This window comes from uncultured Bacteroides sp., assembly GCF_949298305.1.
Lineage (GTDB): Bacteria > Bacteroidota > Bacteroidia > Bacteroidales > Bacteroidaceae > Bacteroides.
In genome coordinates this window covers 33,629-50,175 of the sequence record NZ_CASFWU010000058.1, presented here as the reverse complement: position 1 = coordinate 50,175, position 16,547 = coordinate 33,629, and the positions used below count along the sequence as shown (strand labels likewise).

The following is a 16,547-nucleotide window of genomic DNA, read 5'->3' as shown; positions in this document are numbered from 1 at the left end:
ACAAACGCCACATGCACCAGCAGCGCACCGGCCATTCCGATGTATTTCCCTTTTTTCTTCTGATCCACAGTGTTTATCTCGATTCGGGCGGGCGGGTAGCCAGCACCATTTTGAAATGATTCTCGTTCGCAATGTTCAGCACCCTCACGATTTCACGATAGGGCACCGTCTCGTCGGCATACAAGGCGATGTACATCTCCGGCTCACGGGCCGCGCATTCCTGCAGGAAGGGCGTAAGTTCCTCCAGCGAAAGCGCCTGTTCGCGGTCGTTGCCGAAAGCCGCATAGATGTTCAGGTCCTTGTCGATGATGACCCGCGTCAGCGGCTTGGCGGACGTCTGCTGCTTGCCCTGTGGCAACAATACCTTGATGGCATTGGGCGACACCATGGTGGAGGTTATCATAAAGAATATCAGCAGCAGGAAGATGAGGTCCGTCATGGACGCCATGCTGAAGTTGGGCGATATTTTAGCTCTGCGCTTTAACACGATGTTTCCTTTTAATGGTTCGTTTCTATGATTGAAAGAGTAAGAACGGGCCTCCTGTTCAGGCGGGTTCATTCAGCAAGTCCATGAATGCCATGGTCTTGGCCTCCATCTTGTTCACCACGCCGTCTATCAGCGTCACCAGGTAGTTATAGGCAAACATGGCGATGATGCCCACAATCAGACCGCCCACCGTAGTAATCATGGCCTCGTAGATACCGCCTGAGAGCAGCGTGATGTCGATGTTGTTTCCCGCATTGGCCATCTGCCAGAAAGCCCTCACCATACCGGTCACCGTTCCCAGGAAGCCCAGCATCGGGGCACCGCCGGCAATGGTGGCCATGATGGTCATGCCTTTCTCCAGCTTGGCCACCTCGATGTTGCCCACGTTTTCAATGGCAGCCTGCACGTCGTTCACCGGACGTCCCAGGCGGCTGATGCCTTTCTCAATCATACGGGCCGAGGGAGTGTTGACATTGCGGCAATAGTTGATGGCCGCCTTCAGTTCTCCCCCCAGAATATAATCCTTGATTTTATCCATGAACTGCGGATCCTCCTTGCCGGCCTTGCGGATGACGTAGTTCCGCTCGAACAGGATGTAAAAACAGAGGAGGGACATCAGCGCCAGTACGACCATAATCCAGCCGCCCTTCACGGCCATACTCCAGAGGTTCATCTCGTCGGGTGCGTTGACCGGCGTCAATACCGGATTGGCACCAGCAATCGAATCGGCCAAAGCCGGAGCCACTTGGGCCCATAAAAGCATCAGGTTCATCAGCGAAGACAGTTTTTATATTCCTGAATCGTACGTTCCAGTCCCAGGTACAGCGCGTCGCAGATGAGCGCATGGCCGATGGAGACTTCGTCCAACCACGGAATGTTTTGATAAAAATAGTTCAAGTTATGCAGGTTCAGGTCATGGCCGGCATTCAGTCCCAGCCCCAGGCTGCGGGCTGTCTTGGCCGCCTCCACAAACGGAGCCACAGCCGCCTCCTTGTCCTTGCCGTAGGCCGACGCGTATGGTTCGGTATAGAGCTCCACACGGTCAGTACCTGCCTTGGCGGCAAATTCAATCATCTCCAAATCGGTAGAGACGAAAACCGAAGTACGGATGCCCGCGTTGTTGAACGCATCGAGTACCTCGGAGAGGAAATCAAAGTGAGTACGGGTATCCCAGCCCGCATTGGAAGTCAGCTGGTCGGGACTGTCGGGCACCAGTGTCACCTGGTGGGGCTTCACCTTCAGCACCAGGTCGATGAATTCGGGAGAAGGGTAGCCCTCAATGTTAAACTCCGTATGCAGCACCGGACGCAAGTCGTAGACATCCTTCCTGCGGATGTGTCTCTCGTCCGGACGAGGATGCACCGTAATGCCGTCTGCACCAAACGTTTCACAATCCAATGCCACCTTCACCACATTGGGCACATCACCCCCGCGGGCATTCCGCAGCGTAGCCACCTTGTTTATGTTCACACTCAATTTTGTCATAACACGTATACAGTTTGGGGGCAAAAATACAAATAATAGCAATATGTTGGCAGCATTGTGAGAAAAAAATGGCATCTTTGCAAGCGATATAACAAGAAACGGAACATGAAATTTGCCATATTCGGAAATACTTATCAGGCCCATAAATCGTCGCACGCAGAGAACCTTTTCCGCCTGCTGCGAGAGCGGAAAGCGGAGCTCTGCATCTGCCGCGAATTTTACCAATTCCTCACCGAAGACCAGCGGCTGGACCTTCCACAGGCCCAGCTTTTCGACGACAGCGACTTCGAGGCCGACATGGTCATCAGCATCGGCGGCGACGGCACCTTTCTGAAAGCCGCCAGCCGGGTAGGCAAAAAGAACATCCCCATCCTGGGCATCAATACCGGACGGCTGGGCTTCCTGGCAGACATCTCCCCTGCCGAAATGGAGGCAACCTTCGACGAGATCTACGACCGCCGCTACACGGTGGAAGAACGGAGCGTGCTCCAACTGAAGTGCGGCAACGGCTGCCTGAACGAAATACCCTACGCCCTCAACGAGATTGCCGTACTGAAGCACGACAGTTCGTCCATGATCAGCATACATACTTATATTAACGGCGCCCACCTCACCACCTATCAGGCCGACGGCCTGGTCATCGCCACTCCCACCGGCTCCACCGCCTACTCGCTCAGCGTGGGCGGCCCCGTCATGGTGCCTCACAGCAAGACCATCGCCATCACTCCCGTCGCTCCACACAGCCTCAACGTACGTCCCATCGTCATCTGCGATGACTGGGAAATCACACTGGACGTGGAAAGCCGCAGCCACAACTTTCTGGTGGCCGTGGACGGACGGAGCGAATCGTGCAAGGAAGGCACACAACTGAAGATTTCACGGGCCGACTATTCCATCAAAGTGGTGAAACGCTTCAACCACATCTTCTTCGACACGCTCCGCAACAAGATGATGTGGGGGGCGGATGTACGATAAAAAACCAAAGGTGAAACTTCTGTGAAAGCGGAGGTTTCACCCTATCAACCTGAACGCCAACGCTCTAAAAGTCCGGTGAAGGTGTGAAGGCTATTTCCCCTTTCTCATATATTATCCATGTAAGTCCGTCTCATCCGTGTCGTCCGCATACCCATCTTTCACCTCTTGTCGCACGTAAACAGCTACTTCAGCCGGACGACATCGGCAGTTGGCCTACGCGACAAGCAATGCCGCCAAGCATTGCTTGCATTGCCCGCGAACCGTGCAAGCATCGTCCGTGAACCGTGCAAGTGTCGTCCGTGGAGCATGCAAGCGTCGCTCACGGAGCGTACAAGCATAACACATTTGCGCAAATGATCAAGGAACACAAAAGCACCATCTACACGGTGTGCTTTATGTTCTCGAACGATTCCGATGAAGTCAGCGACCTGTTTCAGGAGGTGCTCATCAACCTCTGGAAAGGATACGCCTCCTTCCGGAACCAAAGCAGCATCGACACCTGGATATGGCGAGTGAGCTTCAACACCTGCATCTCGTGCGAACGGAAAAAGCAGAAGCGGGCCACCCTGCCGCTGAAGATGGACATCAACCTGTTTAAGGACAACGACGAAGACTCCCGGCAAATCCGTCGGCTCTACGACCGCATCCACCGGCTAAAGCCCTTCGACCGCGCCATCGTGCTGCTGTGGCTGGAGAACATGAGCTACGAAGAGATAGGAGCCATCGTGGGCATCTCGACCAAGAACGTGTCCGTGCGCCTGTATCGCATCAAAGAGGAGTTGAAAAAAATGTCGAACCAATAAAAACGCATCAGTATGGAAAAGCATCAAGATAACTTCGAACTGGAAGAAATGAAACAGCAAATCAGACTGCTGAAAGAGAAACTGGCGAAAGAAGCCATCGTCAACGAGAAGATGATCATGCAATCGATTCGGGAAAAACTTGGTTACATCAAACGAAAAATCCGCTCCATGTACATACTGGTACCCTTCGCACTGATTTATTGCAACCTGTTCTTCATCTCGACGGGCTATTCGTGGATGTTCTGCGTCGTGACCTCCCTCTTTCTGATCGTTGCCCCCAAAGAAATATCGACCGGCAACCTGATAAACATCAGCCAGGCCCTGATACGCATGAACCGCCTGGGGCTGAAATGGCTGTACTTCGGCCTGCCCTTCGCCGCGCTGTGGATGGTCTGGTTCCTCGTTGAAAGCTATCCCAAGGAAGGAGGAGAAACCATCTGCATCGGAGGAGGCGTAGGGTTTGTGGTCGGAGCCGTCATGGGCCTGCTGCACCTCAACAACGTGCGCCGCAAGGCCAAAGATGCCATCCGCGAGATTGAAGCCTATACGCGGACGGAAGAGTGAGGGGACGGTGTGAGTTGAGGAGTTAGAAAGGTTAAGGAAGTTGGAGAAGTCAAGGAAGTTAGAGGGAGTTAGAGGGAGTTATCGCCCACCAGGGTGGGCTTAGGAGTTAAAAGCCAATAGACCTGTTAGCGCTGATTTCCCGTTTACAAGACTATCGGCTTTAACTTCTCTAACTTCCTTAACCTCTCCGACTTCCTGAACTCCCTTAACTCCCTTGATTACACTTTACTTTTTCTCCCCCAGTTCCTTCAGCAGGCAGTCTACGGCCGCTTTCAGCTGGGCATCGTCGCCGCTCAGGGCCTGTTCGGGAGAATTGTAGATGAGGACATCGGGCTGGAGGGTATGGTTTTCCAGATAGTTGCCCTGCATGTCCATGCAGCCCACCTGGGGCACACCGAATACGAGGCTGCCGTCGGTCTGGCTTTCCCACCACACGGCGGTCATGGTACCGGCCACAGGGGTACCTACCAGCTTGCCCACGCTCAGGGTCTTGTAGACGAAGGGAGTGCCGTGGGCATTGCTGTAATTGTCCTCACACACCAGCATGCACGAAGGTTTCAGCCACTTGTTGAAGGGATCGCTGCCGATGTATTGTCCGCGCGGCACGAAACGCTGGTATTCCTTGCCGCCAAGCAGGGTCACCACATCGTCGTGCAGCCAGCCGCCACCGTTGTGGCGCACGTCTACCACCACGGCTTCCTTGTTGCGGTAACGGCCCAGCAGTTCGGAGTAAATCTGGCGGAAGCTGGGGCTGTCCATGCCCTTGATGTGTACATAGCCCAGACGGCCTCCGGAGAGTTCCTCCACCTTCTGGCGGTTGCGCTCCACCCAGCGGCGGTAGAGCAGTTCGTTCTGAGCACCGTAGGAAATAGGCTTCAGAGTCTCCTCAAAACGCTTTCCGGTGGCCGGATTGTAGACAGTGAGCAGTACTTTCCGGCCCACTTTGCCCTCGAACAGCGGGAAGTAGTCGGCTCCGGCCTCAACGGGCTCGCCGTCCACCTTTTCGATGATGCAGCCCACGGTGACATCCGTCTTCTTCTGTGCGAGCGGACTGCGCGCAATGATTTCCTTGATGCGCAAGCCGTTGCCCGTATAGTTCTCGTCGTAGAACACGCCCAACGCAGCCGTAGCCATCGAAGCCCCGGGAGCGGAGTAACGGGCACCGGTGTGCGAGGCGTTCAGTTCGCCCAGCAGCTCGCTCAGCATCTCGGCAAAGTCATAATTGTTGTTGATATGGGGCAGGAAGCGCTTGTAGGCCTCCTTGTAACCGTCCCAGTCCACTCCGTGAAGGTCGGGCACATAGAACTTGTCGGCCACCTGGCGCCATACGTGGTCGAAGATGTAGGCGCGCTCGCCGTAAGGCTGGTAGTCAAAGAATGCCTCGAAATCAACCGAGGAGACTTTGCTTCCTGCCACCTCAATCTTCTTCATGACTCCCCCCGTACACATGAACAGATTCTTCCCTTCCTTGTCGGGCAGCAGGCTGCCATAGCCCACGCCCTTGAGCAGGATGCGGGTGGTGTTTTCCTTGAGGTTGTGTTCCCACAGGTCGTATCCGCCCTCAAAGGCCGCCAGGTAATAGAGCACGTCGCCCTTCTTGGTCAGGAAGGCGTCGCCCAGGCGCGAAGAGTTCACCGTCAGCCGCACAATGCGGTCGAAGCGGTTGGCAAGGTCCAGCTTCAGCGGCTCTTTCTTTTCCTTTTCTGCCTTCTCTTCTTTATCGGACTTGTCGGACTTTTTCTTCTTCTTGCTTTCCTTCTCCTTTTCTTCTTTGGCTTTTTCTTCCTTTTCCGCCTTGTCCTGCTCTTCTCGCAGAGCCAGTTCTTCCTTTGTCATACGGAAACGGTCGTAGGCATCTGCGTCGAAGAACATGATGTAGGCATCGTCTTCCGAGCCCCAACTGCCGTGGCTGCGATAGCCGGCACGGTCGCTGGTCCAGATCATGGCCTTACCGTCCAGCACCCACTTGGCCTTGCCGTCAGAATATCCGCTCTCGGTGAGGTTCACCATCTCGCCTTTGCCGTCGGCCGGAAGCAGCACCACGTCTTTGTTGTTCCATCCGCCCACGCCGATGTAGTCCGAAAGAATCCACTGTCCGTCCGGGCTCCACTGGAACCACTGGTCGCCGTCAGTATAGGAATACTGGTATTTGGCCTCCATCACCGTACGCACTTTCTTCGATTTCAGGTTGATGACACGGATGGCGGTGCGGTTCTCCAGGAAGGCCACTTCTTTGCCGTCGGGGCTATATTGGGGCTGGAAAGAAGCCACATCCGAATGGGTGAGTCGTTCTTCCTTCAGCTCGGAAGCATAGGCGAACTGCTTCTCGTCCTTGCGGACAATGGAGGTGGTATAGAGTTGCCACACGCCGTCGTGCTCGGAAGCATAGACCAGGCTGCGGCCGTCGGGCGCAAAGTCCAGGTCGCGCTCCTGGCAGGTGGTGTTGGTAATGCGTTTGGTGGTGCGATACTCCACGGAGGTCACATAGACATCGCCCCGCAGGACGAAGGCCACCTCCTTGCCGTCGGGCGAAACGGCCATCTCGGTGGCGCCGCTGCCCCATATCTGGCGAATCATGTCCTTGTCATTGCGGTCGGCCAGGATGGAGATGTTCACCTTCTGCGGTTTCCCTCCGGGCTGGAGGGTATAGATTTCGCCGTTGAAGCCGTAGCAGAGGCGGCCGTCGGCAGCCACGCTGAGGAAGCGGACGGGGTGTACGGTGTGCTTGGTCAGCTGTTCACGCTTCTCCTCGCCCGGCACACGGCGATAGATGTTGAAGCTGCCGTTCTCCTCGCTCAGATAGTAGAAGGATTTTCCATCCGGAGCCCAGACCGGCTCGCGGTCTTCGCCCTCAAACGTGGTCAGCTTCTGGTAAGCGGGCGCGCCGCCGGGAGTGTACATCCAGACGTCGCGTGCAATGGGAGACTTCTGGTGCTTGCGCCAATAGTCTTCATACCCTTTTTTGTCCTGATAGAGCATGCGTCCGTCCTTGTTGACGGAAATGCGCTCCATAGGCATGGAAGAGAACAACGTGGGACGTCCGCCCGAGACCGGAACCTGATAGACCTGGCGGAACTGGCCGTTGGAGGGGAAGAAGATGGATTCGGTACTGGGCATCACATCGGCCGAGAACAGGATGTGGCCGGCATCGCTGAAGGCAATCGGCGTCTCGCTGCCCGAGTGGGTGGTGAGGCGACGCGGTTCTCCGCCCTCACGGCCCACGATGTAGAGGTCCATACTGCCCATGCGGTCGGACGCAAAAGCTATCTGCTTGCTGTCCGGGCTCCAGACAGGAGCCGTGTCGTAAGCCGGATTGGTGGTAATCTGCTGTGCGCGCCCTCCTTCGACAGGCACCGTGTAGATGTCGCCCTTGTAGGTAAAGGCAATGCTGGTGCCATCGGGCGAAATGGAGCAATTGCGCAGCCACAAAGGAGACTCCTGCGCCGTTGCCAGACTGCCCGCGCAACACAAGGCAGCCATACAGAATAATGATAATTTTTTCATAATATAATAGATTAACAAACTCAAGTTTCGCAAATGCGAATTGAAAATCGGCGAAGCCAAACTTGCAGGAGTTAAAGAAGTTAAAGGAGTTATCGCCCACCAGGGTGGGCTTAGGAGTTAAAGCCAATAGCTTGAGTGTATGGTCGGCATCCTTTTTCACAAAGGTATTGGCTTAACTTCTTAACTACAAGCCGTTAACAAACCTGCGAAACTTAAATTAACAAATAACAACTGTATATGCAGTAAACAAAGCAACAAAGCCTCACGTCCCTTACCTAAAATGGTCGTGAGGCTCCGGTCTAAGTCTTTACCTAATTCTCTGCGAGAATCAGAGAGCGCCTACTTCCTTCAAAGCGGCGTTGGTCTTGTGAACGGCAGCGGCACTGGCAGCAAACTTGGCCTTTTCGTCTTCAGTCAGTTCCAGCTCAACAATCTTCTCGATGCCGTTCTTGCCCAGGATGACGGGAACACCGATGCAGATGTCCGATTCGCCATATTCGCCTTCCAGATATACGGAGCAGGGAATCATCTTCTTCTGGTTGTGGATGATGGACTCAACCACGTATGCGCCTGCCGCACCCGGAGCATACCATGCAGAAGTGCCCAGCAGCTTGGTCAGCGTAGCACCGCCCACCATCGTGGCAGCTACCACTTCGTTCAGTTTCTCTTCGCTCAGCAGGTTGCTGACGGGCTGTCCCTTGTAAGTGGCCAGACGTGCCAGCGGAATCATGGTCGTATCGCCGTGACCGCCGATAACCATACCCTCTACCTCGTTGGCGTTGCAGCCCAAAGCCTGAGACAGGAAGTATTTGAAACGGGAGCTGTCCAAAGCACCGCCCATACCGATGATGCGGTTCTTCGGCAGGCCCAGAGCCTTCAGAGACAAATAAGTCATGGTATCCATCGGGTTGGAGATAACCACCAGAATGGCATTGGGAGAATATTTCAGAATGTTCTCTGCAACCGATTTCACGATGCCGGCATTCACGCCAATCAGTTCTTCACGAGTCATGCCCGGCTTGCGGGGAATACCGGAAGTGATGACTACGACGTCAGAGTTGGCAGTCTTTTCATAATCGTTGGTACAACCTACAATCGTGGTATCGAAACCCAACAGCTGAGCAGTCTGCATCATATCCATTGCCTTGCCCTCAGACACGCCTTCCTTTACGTCCAGCATTACCACTTCATCGGCCACTTCATTAAAAGCCAATACATTAGCGCATGTAGCACCTACGTTACCTGCACCTACTACGGTTACTTTTGACATAATTCTTAGTTTTTTGTTTTTAAGTGTTTAAATGTGTCCGCAAAAGTACAGTGATATTCGTAATTAAAGAAATATTTCCGCAATAAATTTAGTTAAATATCGATACCTAACGTACAAATTGAAAATCGGCTTAAGCCTCTTACGCTTCATTGCATTCTTCCGCTTTCACATTTGTTATCTTTCTCAAAAAAGAACCATAGCAAGCATACAAAAGATTAAATATCTCTTATTTTCTTGCACATCCCAAATTATCCGAATAACTTGCTTCGGATTTTCATCAAATGAGGGTGAGCATATCTAATTGAATGTAAACCGTTTTCTGTCCAGAAAGAGAATAGAGCATAAAACCAAAATAATAATTTGAAAACAAATGGACATATTGAATTTTCAGACGCACAATCGCATCCAAAGGGATGCGTTTACGACAAGAATGAGGGTATTCCTGTCGGTAATTGTCATCTTACTTTTTTATGTCGTATATATAGGAGCAACCCAAACCGGCGATTATCCGGACAAAATATGGCTTCACCGCTGCAACTCCATGGAGAAATTACTGGAGAAACACGATGAATACCCGAATATAGAGGTAGACGTCATCTTCTCCCGCCAGAACCGGACTTTTGACGTGACACACGACCCGGAAAACAGCATCAATCTGAATTTAAACAACTATTTTGCCTACTTGAAAGAACATGGAGGTAAAATCTGGCTGGACATCAAAAACCTGACCCGCTACAACAAAAAAGTATTGTATGCTTCACTGGACCGACTCTTAAGCCAGTTTCGGATTGACAGGAAACGGCTGATTATAGAAAGCCCCAACTGGAAGTCATTAAAATATTTTACGGACAGAGGCTTCTATACTTCATGCTACGTCTCTTACGACAAGCCCTCCCACATGGATAACGAAGAGATAGACCACTGCATCGAAGAGCTGCGCCATGTAGTGGACGAAGGAGCTGTATGCGCCTTATCCTTTCCCGGCTATTGGTACAGGCCCATCAAACAGCAGTTAGACCGCCCGACAGACCTGCCGACGTGGGAACATAGGAAAACCCAACTGCAGCTTTTACTATCTCCCAGAGGACAAGATATGCTTTCTGACCCCCAGTTGAAGGTTATTCTGGTAAAAGACAAGGGAAATCATCACCGATAGCACAAAGAACCAGGTAAATGAGAAACCAATCTTACATTTAAACAGAGCACAGGTTCTAACACAGTTACGAAAAGGGAAAGAAACACGCTATACCCACAAGTCAAAGAACAGCCTGTACCGGCATTAATCGTTCTGCCCTACTCAGGCGGCGATTATAACCTCCGAGCATTTTAACTCCCGCAAATTCAGCTGCACCCATTCACCATCCAGCCAATCCGTTTCAAAAGGCATTGACACATAAGAATGTCCGACAGTCCTTACGGGGCCGGGAACGGGATGATATCCTGTCAATGCACTCAGACATCCATCTCCGAAGTACATTTGCACCGATTCTACCTTCACTCGATTACAGACCAGACAAACATCTTTTTATACCATTCAAGCATAAAAACAAGAAAACAAAAAAATCTTTCATTTATAAAACAATCCGAAAAAGTTATATTTGCACTTAAAATAAGGATTGAAAAAAATGAATGTCACCTATAGAAAGATAATGCCGGTCTTGCTGTTGATAGCCGCACTGCTGTCCTGCACCTCACGACATGCAGGGAATAGAGGGCAACAAGATATCGTTGACTCGATTCTTATAAGCCGATTCGATTCCCTATACACCTATCCGGCAGAAATGCAAAAATGCTTCCAGGCTGCACAGCAGGGACTGACAGACAGCACAGCATACTACAAACTGGAACTCTTTGTCGGATATTGCCTCTACTTGCAGGGATATACCGACAAGAACCTGCAAATCAACGACAGAGTACTAGATTACTGTCACCATCATAGCGGAACAGATGCCCTGGAGGCCGACTGCTGGAACCATCGGTTTGCCATGCTTCAGGGAATGAACCAGCGCGATTCGGCCATAGCCTGCCTCCACCACGCCTACGACATACTGACACATGCCACCGACCGCAGGGAATTGGAAAATGTCTGTATCAATCTGGCCGACCAATATAGGCAGAAAGGAGAATTGGCGGAAGCATCCAAATTCTACCATCGGGCCTTATGGGTTGTGGATTCACTGAATTCCCAACGAGTGAGATTCTCCATTTACGTAGGCCTCGCCCAAGTCTATGCAGACCTGCATAATTTCTCACAAGCCCACTACTATTTCGGCCTTGCCGAAAGGGATCAGGAACAGCGGCTGGCTTACGACAATTACCACTTCTGGAATGCGAAAGGAAACTGTTACTACTTTGAGGAAAAATATTCCGAAGCATTAAGCTGCTTCAGGAAGGCTTACAAGATAGCCCAGTCCTTCAAACAACCTTCGCTCGACGCTCTCGTAGAAGCCAACATTGGCGAAATCTTTACATTACTGGGCAGATACGATTCAGCACATCATTATCTGGACAAATCTTATGCCTACTTTAAGAATGACCCAACAGCAAACGAAGAAGTCATATTTTACCTGAACAGTCTACAGGCCGCACTGGCCTTGCGCAAAAACGAAACAAATATTGCCAATACTTACCTTTCACAACCCTACAATCCCCTGCACATAGGTCCTTCTTACACTTATCTGCACAACAAACGTTTCATGGAGTATTATGCCCAAAAAGGAGATTATGCAAAAGCCTACCGTTACAGGCTGGCTGTGGAACAATATGACGACTCCATGAGAAACGTCCGTTATGTAAACAATATTACTGAAATAGACTACCGCTACAAGCAAGATACCACTTTGCTGAAGCGAAACATTCAGATTGCGCAAAACAAGGCCCAGCTATCTCACCAGCACAACACCATCGTCCTGACAGTTTCACTGTTGCTCATTCTCCTCTTGTTGGGAATCCTGGCATTCTTCTACATACGGAGGAAAAACGAACGTGAATACTCCCGCCAGATGTCACTGATTACCCATCTGCGCATGGAAAACGTGAAAAACCGCATTTCACCACATTACATGTTCAATGTCTTGAATACACTCATGCCGGTATTCAAACAATACGAAGACCTTTCCCGACTGTTACAGCTTTTCATCAAGGTCTTGCGAGGCAACCTGTCCGCTTCCGACCAAGTAGCCGTACAACTGCAAGAAGAAGTGGAACTGGTAAAAAGCTACATCACACTCCGTAAAGAAACGAATCCGCAAACGGTAAACGTAACATGGGAAATAGACGATGACGTCCCCCGACAGACCCTTATCCCTTCCATGTGTATTCAGATACCAATAGAAAACGCCCTGAAATACGCTTTCGATTCGGAAAACAACGGAGCCAACCAGCTGTCCATACAGATTACCACACATGAAGGAGGGATTCAAATTTACATACAGGACAACGGATGCGGTTACGACCCGGGCAGACAGACAGATTCCGCGAGAGGAACAGGGAACGGACTGAAAATGCTGTTCCGCACCGTAGAAGTCCTGAATGGCAGAAACATTCAAAAAATGACATTCAGTATTCAGAACCTGGCGCAGTCTGAACCATCCAGACAAGGCACATTGGTTTCGATTTTTGTTCCATATAACTATCAATTCAATTTTTAGATGAGTAAAAACATGATTACAGCAGTCATCATTGACGATGAAATAAACGCTATCAAGAATCTGGAAAAAGACTTAAATGCCTATCCGGAAGTGGTGATACTTGACACACAAACATCCGCCACCAAGGCACGGAAAAGCATTGTGCGATACCAGCCCGACATCCTGTTTCTGGACATAGAACTCTCCCGAGTCAACGGCATAGAACTATTACAGGAAATCAGGCCGCAAATCCATCACAACATGCACGTAGTGTTTTATACCGCCTTCGACAAATACATGATTGACGCCTTGCGTGCTTCGGCTTTTGACTATTTGCTGAAACCATACCAGACAGACGAACTGCGCCAGATCATCGAACGTGTGAAACATGAAAAGGACAGCAGTGCCCCCAACTTCGAGCAATCCATGTGCCAACTGACCGGCAACAGCAACAAGTTCGCCGTGCAGACCGTGAGCAGTCTTTTACTGTTGCGTCATACCGAAATACTCTATTTTCAGTACTCCAACGAAAGCCGTTGCTGGCTAATGACCCTGACTAACATGGAACAGCACAGACTGAGGTTAAGTACCAAAGCCAAAGACATCCTAAGTCTGAGCCCGTCGTTCATACGCGTAAATACAGATTGCATTCTGAACATAGACTACCTTTCCTCAGTCGAGAACAACACCCTCCGCTGTGTGCTATATGCCCCCTTCAATCATCTGAACATCGTAGTCAGCAGAAGACATTACAGCGAAATCAAAGAAGCACTGAGAGTACTATAACCCAAGTCTTTAAAATACGAAATGGAATCAGCCCGACCAAACTCGCAGGAGTTAAGGAGGAACGATAAAGGATGACTCTGAAGGCATAAGATACCACCCGAACAGATGACACCCTCCTAACCTCCTTAACTCTCTGGCTGTATCTATCAATCAACCTATGAAGCTTTAACAATTTTCCTTTACACGCCCCACGCTTACGGAATGCCGACCGCCCCTTTTCATACAACATTACAATTACTTACTCTCAAAATTATCTTCCAAAAGGGACTGAATTAATGATTAATTCTTATTTTTGCGGCAGAATAGACATATATAATGTAATTTTGCATCTATACAATAAAATGATATGATGAACAAAAAGAACATGCCCATCATTGTGACCGGAGGACTGCTGATTGTGTTGTTAATCGGCCTTACCGCCCTGCTGTTCTCCGAAAAACAGACCAACAAAGAATTGATACAGGAATTCCAACTGGAGAAAGAAGACCTGGAAAACGAATACACCCGCTTTGCCCAGCAATATGACGAACTGAAACTGACTGTCTCCAACGACTCGCTGGCAGCCCTGCTGGAACAGGAACAGCTGAAAACGCAACGCCTGCTGGAGGAACTACGCACCGTAAAAAGCAGCAACGCCACCGAAATACGCCGGCTGAAGAAGGAATTGGCTACACTGCGAAAGGTCATGGTAGGCTACATTAACCAGATTGACTCACTGAACCGCCTTACGGCCCACCAGAAAGAAGTGATTGCCGAAGTGACACGCAAATACAACGACGCCTCACAACAAATCACCACACTGGCCGAAGAGAAAAAAGACTTGGATAAAAAGGTTACTTTGGCCGCCCAACTGGACGCAACAAACATTGTCGTACTGCCGCAGAACAAGCGGGGTAAAAAAGCCCGTAAGGTGAAAGACATCATGAAACTGAAAATAGACTTTACGATAGCCAAAAACATCACCGCCCCCACCGGCGAAAAGACTGTCTACGTCCGAATCACCAAACCGGACAACGGCGTGCTGACCAAAAATCCTGCCAACACATTCCCATACGAGAACCGGGAATTGGCTTATTCCATAAAGAAATACATCGAATATAACGGAGAGGCACAAGACATCACCGTTTATTGGGACGTGGAGGAATTCCTCTATGCCGGCAGCTACCGCCTGAACATTTTCACAGACGGCAACCTCATCGGATCGTCCGAATTCGTGCTGGACTAAACAAACAATCCCAGCCAACTTGCCCCACCGTACACAATCACCCATCAAGTCCCCTATCCGTACCAATTGACAGCTCTCGGTTAGGGGATTTTTTTTAAAGAAAGACCATTATCCACAACAAACAGAACACTGAAAAGTCCAAGGTAAAAAAACTCCGTCAGAATCTCCCGTCCAACCATTCCACACACTTAAAAACCAAAATCATTAAAATCATTAAATTATTTTGCGGAATCAGATAAAGCCTATACATTTGTGCCGTTGCTTATGCAACGATTGTTGTTTTATTAAGCAATATTTCTATTATTTATATAATGTATGTCTACAATGAGAAAGTTCTTCTGTTTCATTTATTTGGCCACACTTCTCCTCCCGGTCGGCGCCCAAGAGGTTCTCAGTCTGGATAGTTGCCGTGCATTGGCCATTGCCAACAACAAAGACCTCCTGATAAGCCGGGAGAAAATCAATGCTGCGCACTACCAGAAAAAGGCCGCCTTCACCAATTATCTTCCCAAGATTTCGGCAAGCGGCGGATATATGCGAAACCAAAAAGAAATTTCGCTGCTGAGTGATGCACAGAAGAGCGCCCTGGGCTCCATCGGCACCCAAGTGAGCGGTGCCATGCAGAGCGGCATACAGGGAGTGCTGACACAGCATCCCGAACTGATGCAGAGTCCTGAACTGATGGCCGTACTTCAGGCTTTAGGCAATACGGACATAGCCACCCCGCTCAATAATCTGGGCAACTCGCTGGTAGATGCTTTCCGGACTGACACGCGCAACATGTATGCAGGAGCGCTGACCCTGACACAGCCCCTCTACATGGGCGGCAAGATACGGGCCTACAACAAAATCAGCAAGTATGCCGAAGAACTGGCCCGCCAGCAACACGACACCGGGCTGCAGGATGTCATTCTCAGCACCGACCAGGCCTACTGGCAGGTAGTATCCCTAGCCAACAAGAAGAAACTGGCCGAAGGCTATCTGGAACTGTTGCAGAAACTGGAAAGCGACGTCGACAAAATGATAGCCGAAGGCGTAGCCACCAAGGCCGAAGGACTCTCCGTAAAGGTGAAGGTAAACGAAGCGGAAATGACCCTGACCAAGGTGACTGACGGACTGAGCCTCTCCCGCATGTTGCTCTGCCAGCTCTGCGGACTGGACCTCAGCACTCCCATCACCCTGAAGGACGAGCAGGAAGCCGATCTCGCCGCCCTGCCCGCAGCCACAGACAATATTGACATGAACGCCGTCTACGCCACACGCCCCGAAGTACGCAGTCTGGAACTTGCCTCCCAGATTTACCAACAGAAGGTGAACATTGCACGTTCCGAGTTCCTGCCTTCCGTTGCGCTGATGGGCAGCTACATGGCTTCCAATCCCTCGGTGTTCAACAGCTTCGAGAACAAGTTCAAGGGCATGTGGAATGTAGGCGTAGTAGTGTCCGTACCCATCTGGCACTGGGGCGAGGGTGTCTACAAGGTGAAAGCAGCCAAATCCGAAGCCCTCATAGCCCGCTACCAGCTGGAGGATGCCAAAGAAAAAATTGAACTGCAAGTCAGCCAGTCGGCATTCAAAGTGAACGAAGCCGCCAAACAGTTGGCCATGGCCCAGAAAAACCTGGAGAAGGCCGACGAGAACCTGCGCTACGCCACTCTGGGTTTTGAAGAGGGGGTGATACCCGCCAGCAACGTACTCGAAGCACATACGGCATGGCTCTCGGCACAGTCGGACAAAATTGACGCTCAGATAGACGTGAAACTCACGGAAATCTACCTGAAGAAGGCTACCGGCAGACTGACCGCCGGATATTGATGAGAGA

The 16,547-nt window shown here is 50.8% G+C and carries 13 protein-coding genes; 8 read left to right on the top strand and 5 right to left on the bottom strand.

The window, feature by feature from the left end; all coding sequences use genetic code 11:
* Positions 1–73 precede the first annotated feature (73 nt).
* From Q1Y74_RS09145 to Q1Y74_RS09135, 3 genes are read right to left on the bottom strand one after another with little or no spacing between them, the layout of a single operon-like run.
* A complete protein-coding gene (locus Q1Y74_RS09145) occupies positions 74–490 on the bottom strand; it encodes a biopolymer transporter ExbD (protein WP_300813955.1) in 417 nt (138 codons plus the stop codon).
* A gap of 55 nt (positions 491–545) precedes the next feature.
* The gene (locus Q1Y74_RS09140; protein WP_300813950.1) at positions 546–1,259 is read right to left on the bottom strand and encodes a MotA/TolQ/ExbB proton channel family protein; all 714 of its coding nucleotides are present in this window, start codon (positions 1,257–1,259) and stop codon (positions 546–548) included.
* Positions 1,259–1,972, bottom strand: a complete 714-nt coding sequence (locus Q1Y74_RS09135) for a pyridoxine 5'-phosphate synthase (RefSeq protein ID WP_300813949.1) — start codon at positions 1,970–1,972, stop codon at positions 1,259–1,261. Before Q1Y74_RS09135 ends, Q1Y74_RS09140 begins: the two co-directional genes overlap by 1 nt.
* A 105-nt stretch (positions 1,973–2,077) precedes the next feature.
* Between Q1Y74_RS09135 and Q1Y74_RS09130 the strand changes: the two genes are divergently transcribed.
* The 3 genes from Q1Y74_RS09130 to Q1Y74_RS09120 all read left to right on the top strand — a co-directional run bounded on the left by Q1Y74_RS09130 (position 2,078) and on the right by Q1Y74_RS09120 (position 4,314).
* Positions 2,078–2,947, top strand: a complete 870-nt coding sequence (locus Q1Y74_RS09130; protein ID WP_300813948.1) for an NAD kinase — start codon at positions 2,078–2,080, stop codon at positions 2,945–2,947.
* Positions 2,948–3,300: 353 nt separating this feature from the next.
* The gene (locus Q1Y74_RS09125; protein WP_300813947.1) at positions 3,301–3,750 is read left to right on the top strand and encodes a sigma-70 family RNA polymerase sigma factor; all 450 of its coding nucleotides are present in this window, start codon (positions 3,301–3,303) and stop codon (positions 3,748–3,750) included.
* Between the two features lie 12 nt (positions 3,751–3,762).
* A complete protein-coding gene (locus Q1Y74_RS09120) occupies positions 3,763–4,314 on the top strand; it encodes a hypothetical protein (protein WP_300813945.1) in 552 nt (183 codons plus the stop codon).
* A gap of 225 nt (positions 4,315–4,539) precedes the next feature.
* Here the strand turns inward: Q1Y74_RS09120 and Q1Y74_RS09115 are convergent, their stop codons facing one another.
* Positions 4,540–7,818, bottom strand: a complete 3,279-nt coding sequence (locus Q1Y74_RS09115; protein ID WP_300813944.1) for a S41 family peptidase — start codon at positions 7,816–7,818, stop codon at positions 4,540–4,542.
* A 328-nt stretch (positions 7,819–8,146) separates the two neighbouring features.
* Positions 8,147–9,088: a malate dehydrogenase gene (gene mdh, locus Q1Y74_RS09110; protein WP_300813943.1), complete on the bottom strand. Its 942-nt coding sequence runs from the start codon at positions 9,086–9,088 to the stop codon at positions 8,147–8,149.
* 541 nt (positions 9,089–9,629) lie between these two features.
* Here mdh and Q1Y74_RS09105 point away from each other — a divergent pair.
* The 5 genes from Q1Y74_RS09105 to Q1Y74_RS09085 all read left to right on the top strand — a co-directional run bounded on the left by Q1Y74_RS09105 (position 9,630) and on the right by Q1Y74_RS09085 (position 16,540).
* Positions 9,630–10,244 carry a hypothetical protein gene (locus Q1Y74_RS09105; RefSeq protein ID WP_300813942.1) on the top strand — a complete coding sequence of 205 codons (615 nt, stop codon included), beginning with the start codon at positions 9,630–9,632 and terminating at the stop codon, positions 10,242–10,244.
* Between the two features lie 625 nt (positions 10,245–10,869).
* Positions 10,870–12,738 (top strand): histidine kinase, encoded by a 1,869-nt coding sequence (locus tag Q1Y74_RS09100; protein ID WP_300813941.1) that lies wholly within the window; start codon positions 10,870–10,872, stop codon positions 12,736–12,738.
* 12 nt (positions 12,739–12,750) lie between these two features.
* On the top strand, positions 12,751–13,503 hold the full coding sequence (locus Q1Y74_RS09095; protein ID WP_300813940.1) for a LytTR family DNA-binding domain-containing protein: 753 nt from the start codon (positions 12,751–12,753) through the stop codon (positions 13,501–13,503).
* 349 nt (positions 13,504–13,852) lie between these two features.
* Positions 13,853–14,728: a hypothetical protein gene (locus Q1Y74_RS09090; protein WP_300813954.1), complete on the top strand. Its 876-nt coding sequence runs from the start codon at positions 13,853–13,855 to the stop codon at positions 14,726–14,728.
* Between the two features lie 324 nt (positions 14,729–15,052).
* Complete coding sequence (locus Q1Y74_RS09085) at positions 15,053–16,540, top strand: TolC family protein (protein ID WP_300813953.1); 1,488 nt, start codon at positions 15,053–15,055, stop codon at positions 16,538–16,540.
* Positions 16,541–16,547 lie beyond the last annotated feature (7 nt).

Excerpts from the sequence above, each read along its gene's own strand:
- Q1Y74_RS09140 (WP_300813950.1), bottom strand. The coding sequence starts at position 1,259 with ATGAACCTGATGCTTTTATGGGCCCAAGTGGCTCCGGCTTTGGCCGAT.
- Q1Y74_RS09135 (WP_300813949.1), bottom strand. The coding sequence starts at position 1,972 with ATGACAAAATTGAGTGTGAACATAAACAAGGTGGCTACGCTGCGGAAT.
- Q1Y74_RS09130 (WP_300813948.1), top strand. The coding sequence starts at position 2,078 with ATGAAATTTGCCATATTCGGAAATACTTATCAGGCCCATAAATCGTCG.
- Q1Y74_RS09125 (WP_300813947.1), top strand. The coding sequence starts at position 3,301 with ATGATCAAGGAACACAAAAGCACCATCTACACGGTGTGCTTTATGTTC.
- Q1Y74_RS09120 (WP_300813945.1), top strand. The coding sequence starts at position 3,763 with ATGGAAAAGCATCAAGATAACTTCGAACTGGAAGAAATGAAACAGCAA.
- Q1Y74_RS09115 (WP_300813944.1), bottom strand. The coding sequence starts at position 7,818 with ATGAAAAAATTATCATTATTCTGTATGGCTGCCTTGTGTTGCGCGGGC.
- mdh (WP_300813943.1), bottom strand. The coding sequence starts at position 9,088 with ATGTCAAAAGTAACCGTAGTAGGTGCAGGTAACGTAGGTGCTACATGC.
- Q1Y74_RS09105 (WP_300813942.1), top strand. The coding sequence starts at position 9,630 with ATGGAGAAATTACTGGAGAAACACGATGAATACCCGAATATAGAGGTA.
- Q1Y74_RS09100 (WP_300813941.1), top strand. The coding sequence starts at position 10,870 with ATGCAAAAATGCTTCCAGGCTGCACAGCAGGGACTGACAGACAGCACA.
- Q1Y74_RS09095 (WP_300813940.1), top strand. The coding sequence starts at position 12,751 with ATGATTACAGCAGTCATCATTGACGATGAAATAAACGCTATCAAGAAT.
- Q1Y74_RS09090 (WP_300813954.1), top strand. The coding sequence starts at position 13,853 with ATGAACAAAAAGAACATGCCCATCATTGTGACCGGAGGACTGCTGATT.
- Q1Y74_RS09085 (WP_300813953.1), top strand. The coding sequence starts at position 15,053 with ATGAGAAAGTTCTTCTGTTTCATTTATTTGGCCACACTTCTCCTCCCG.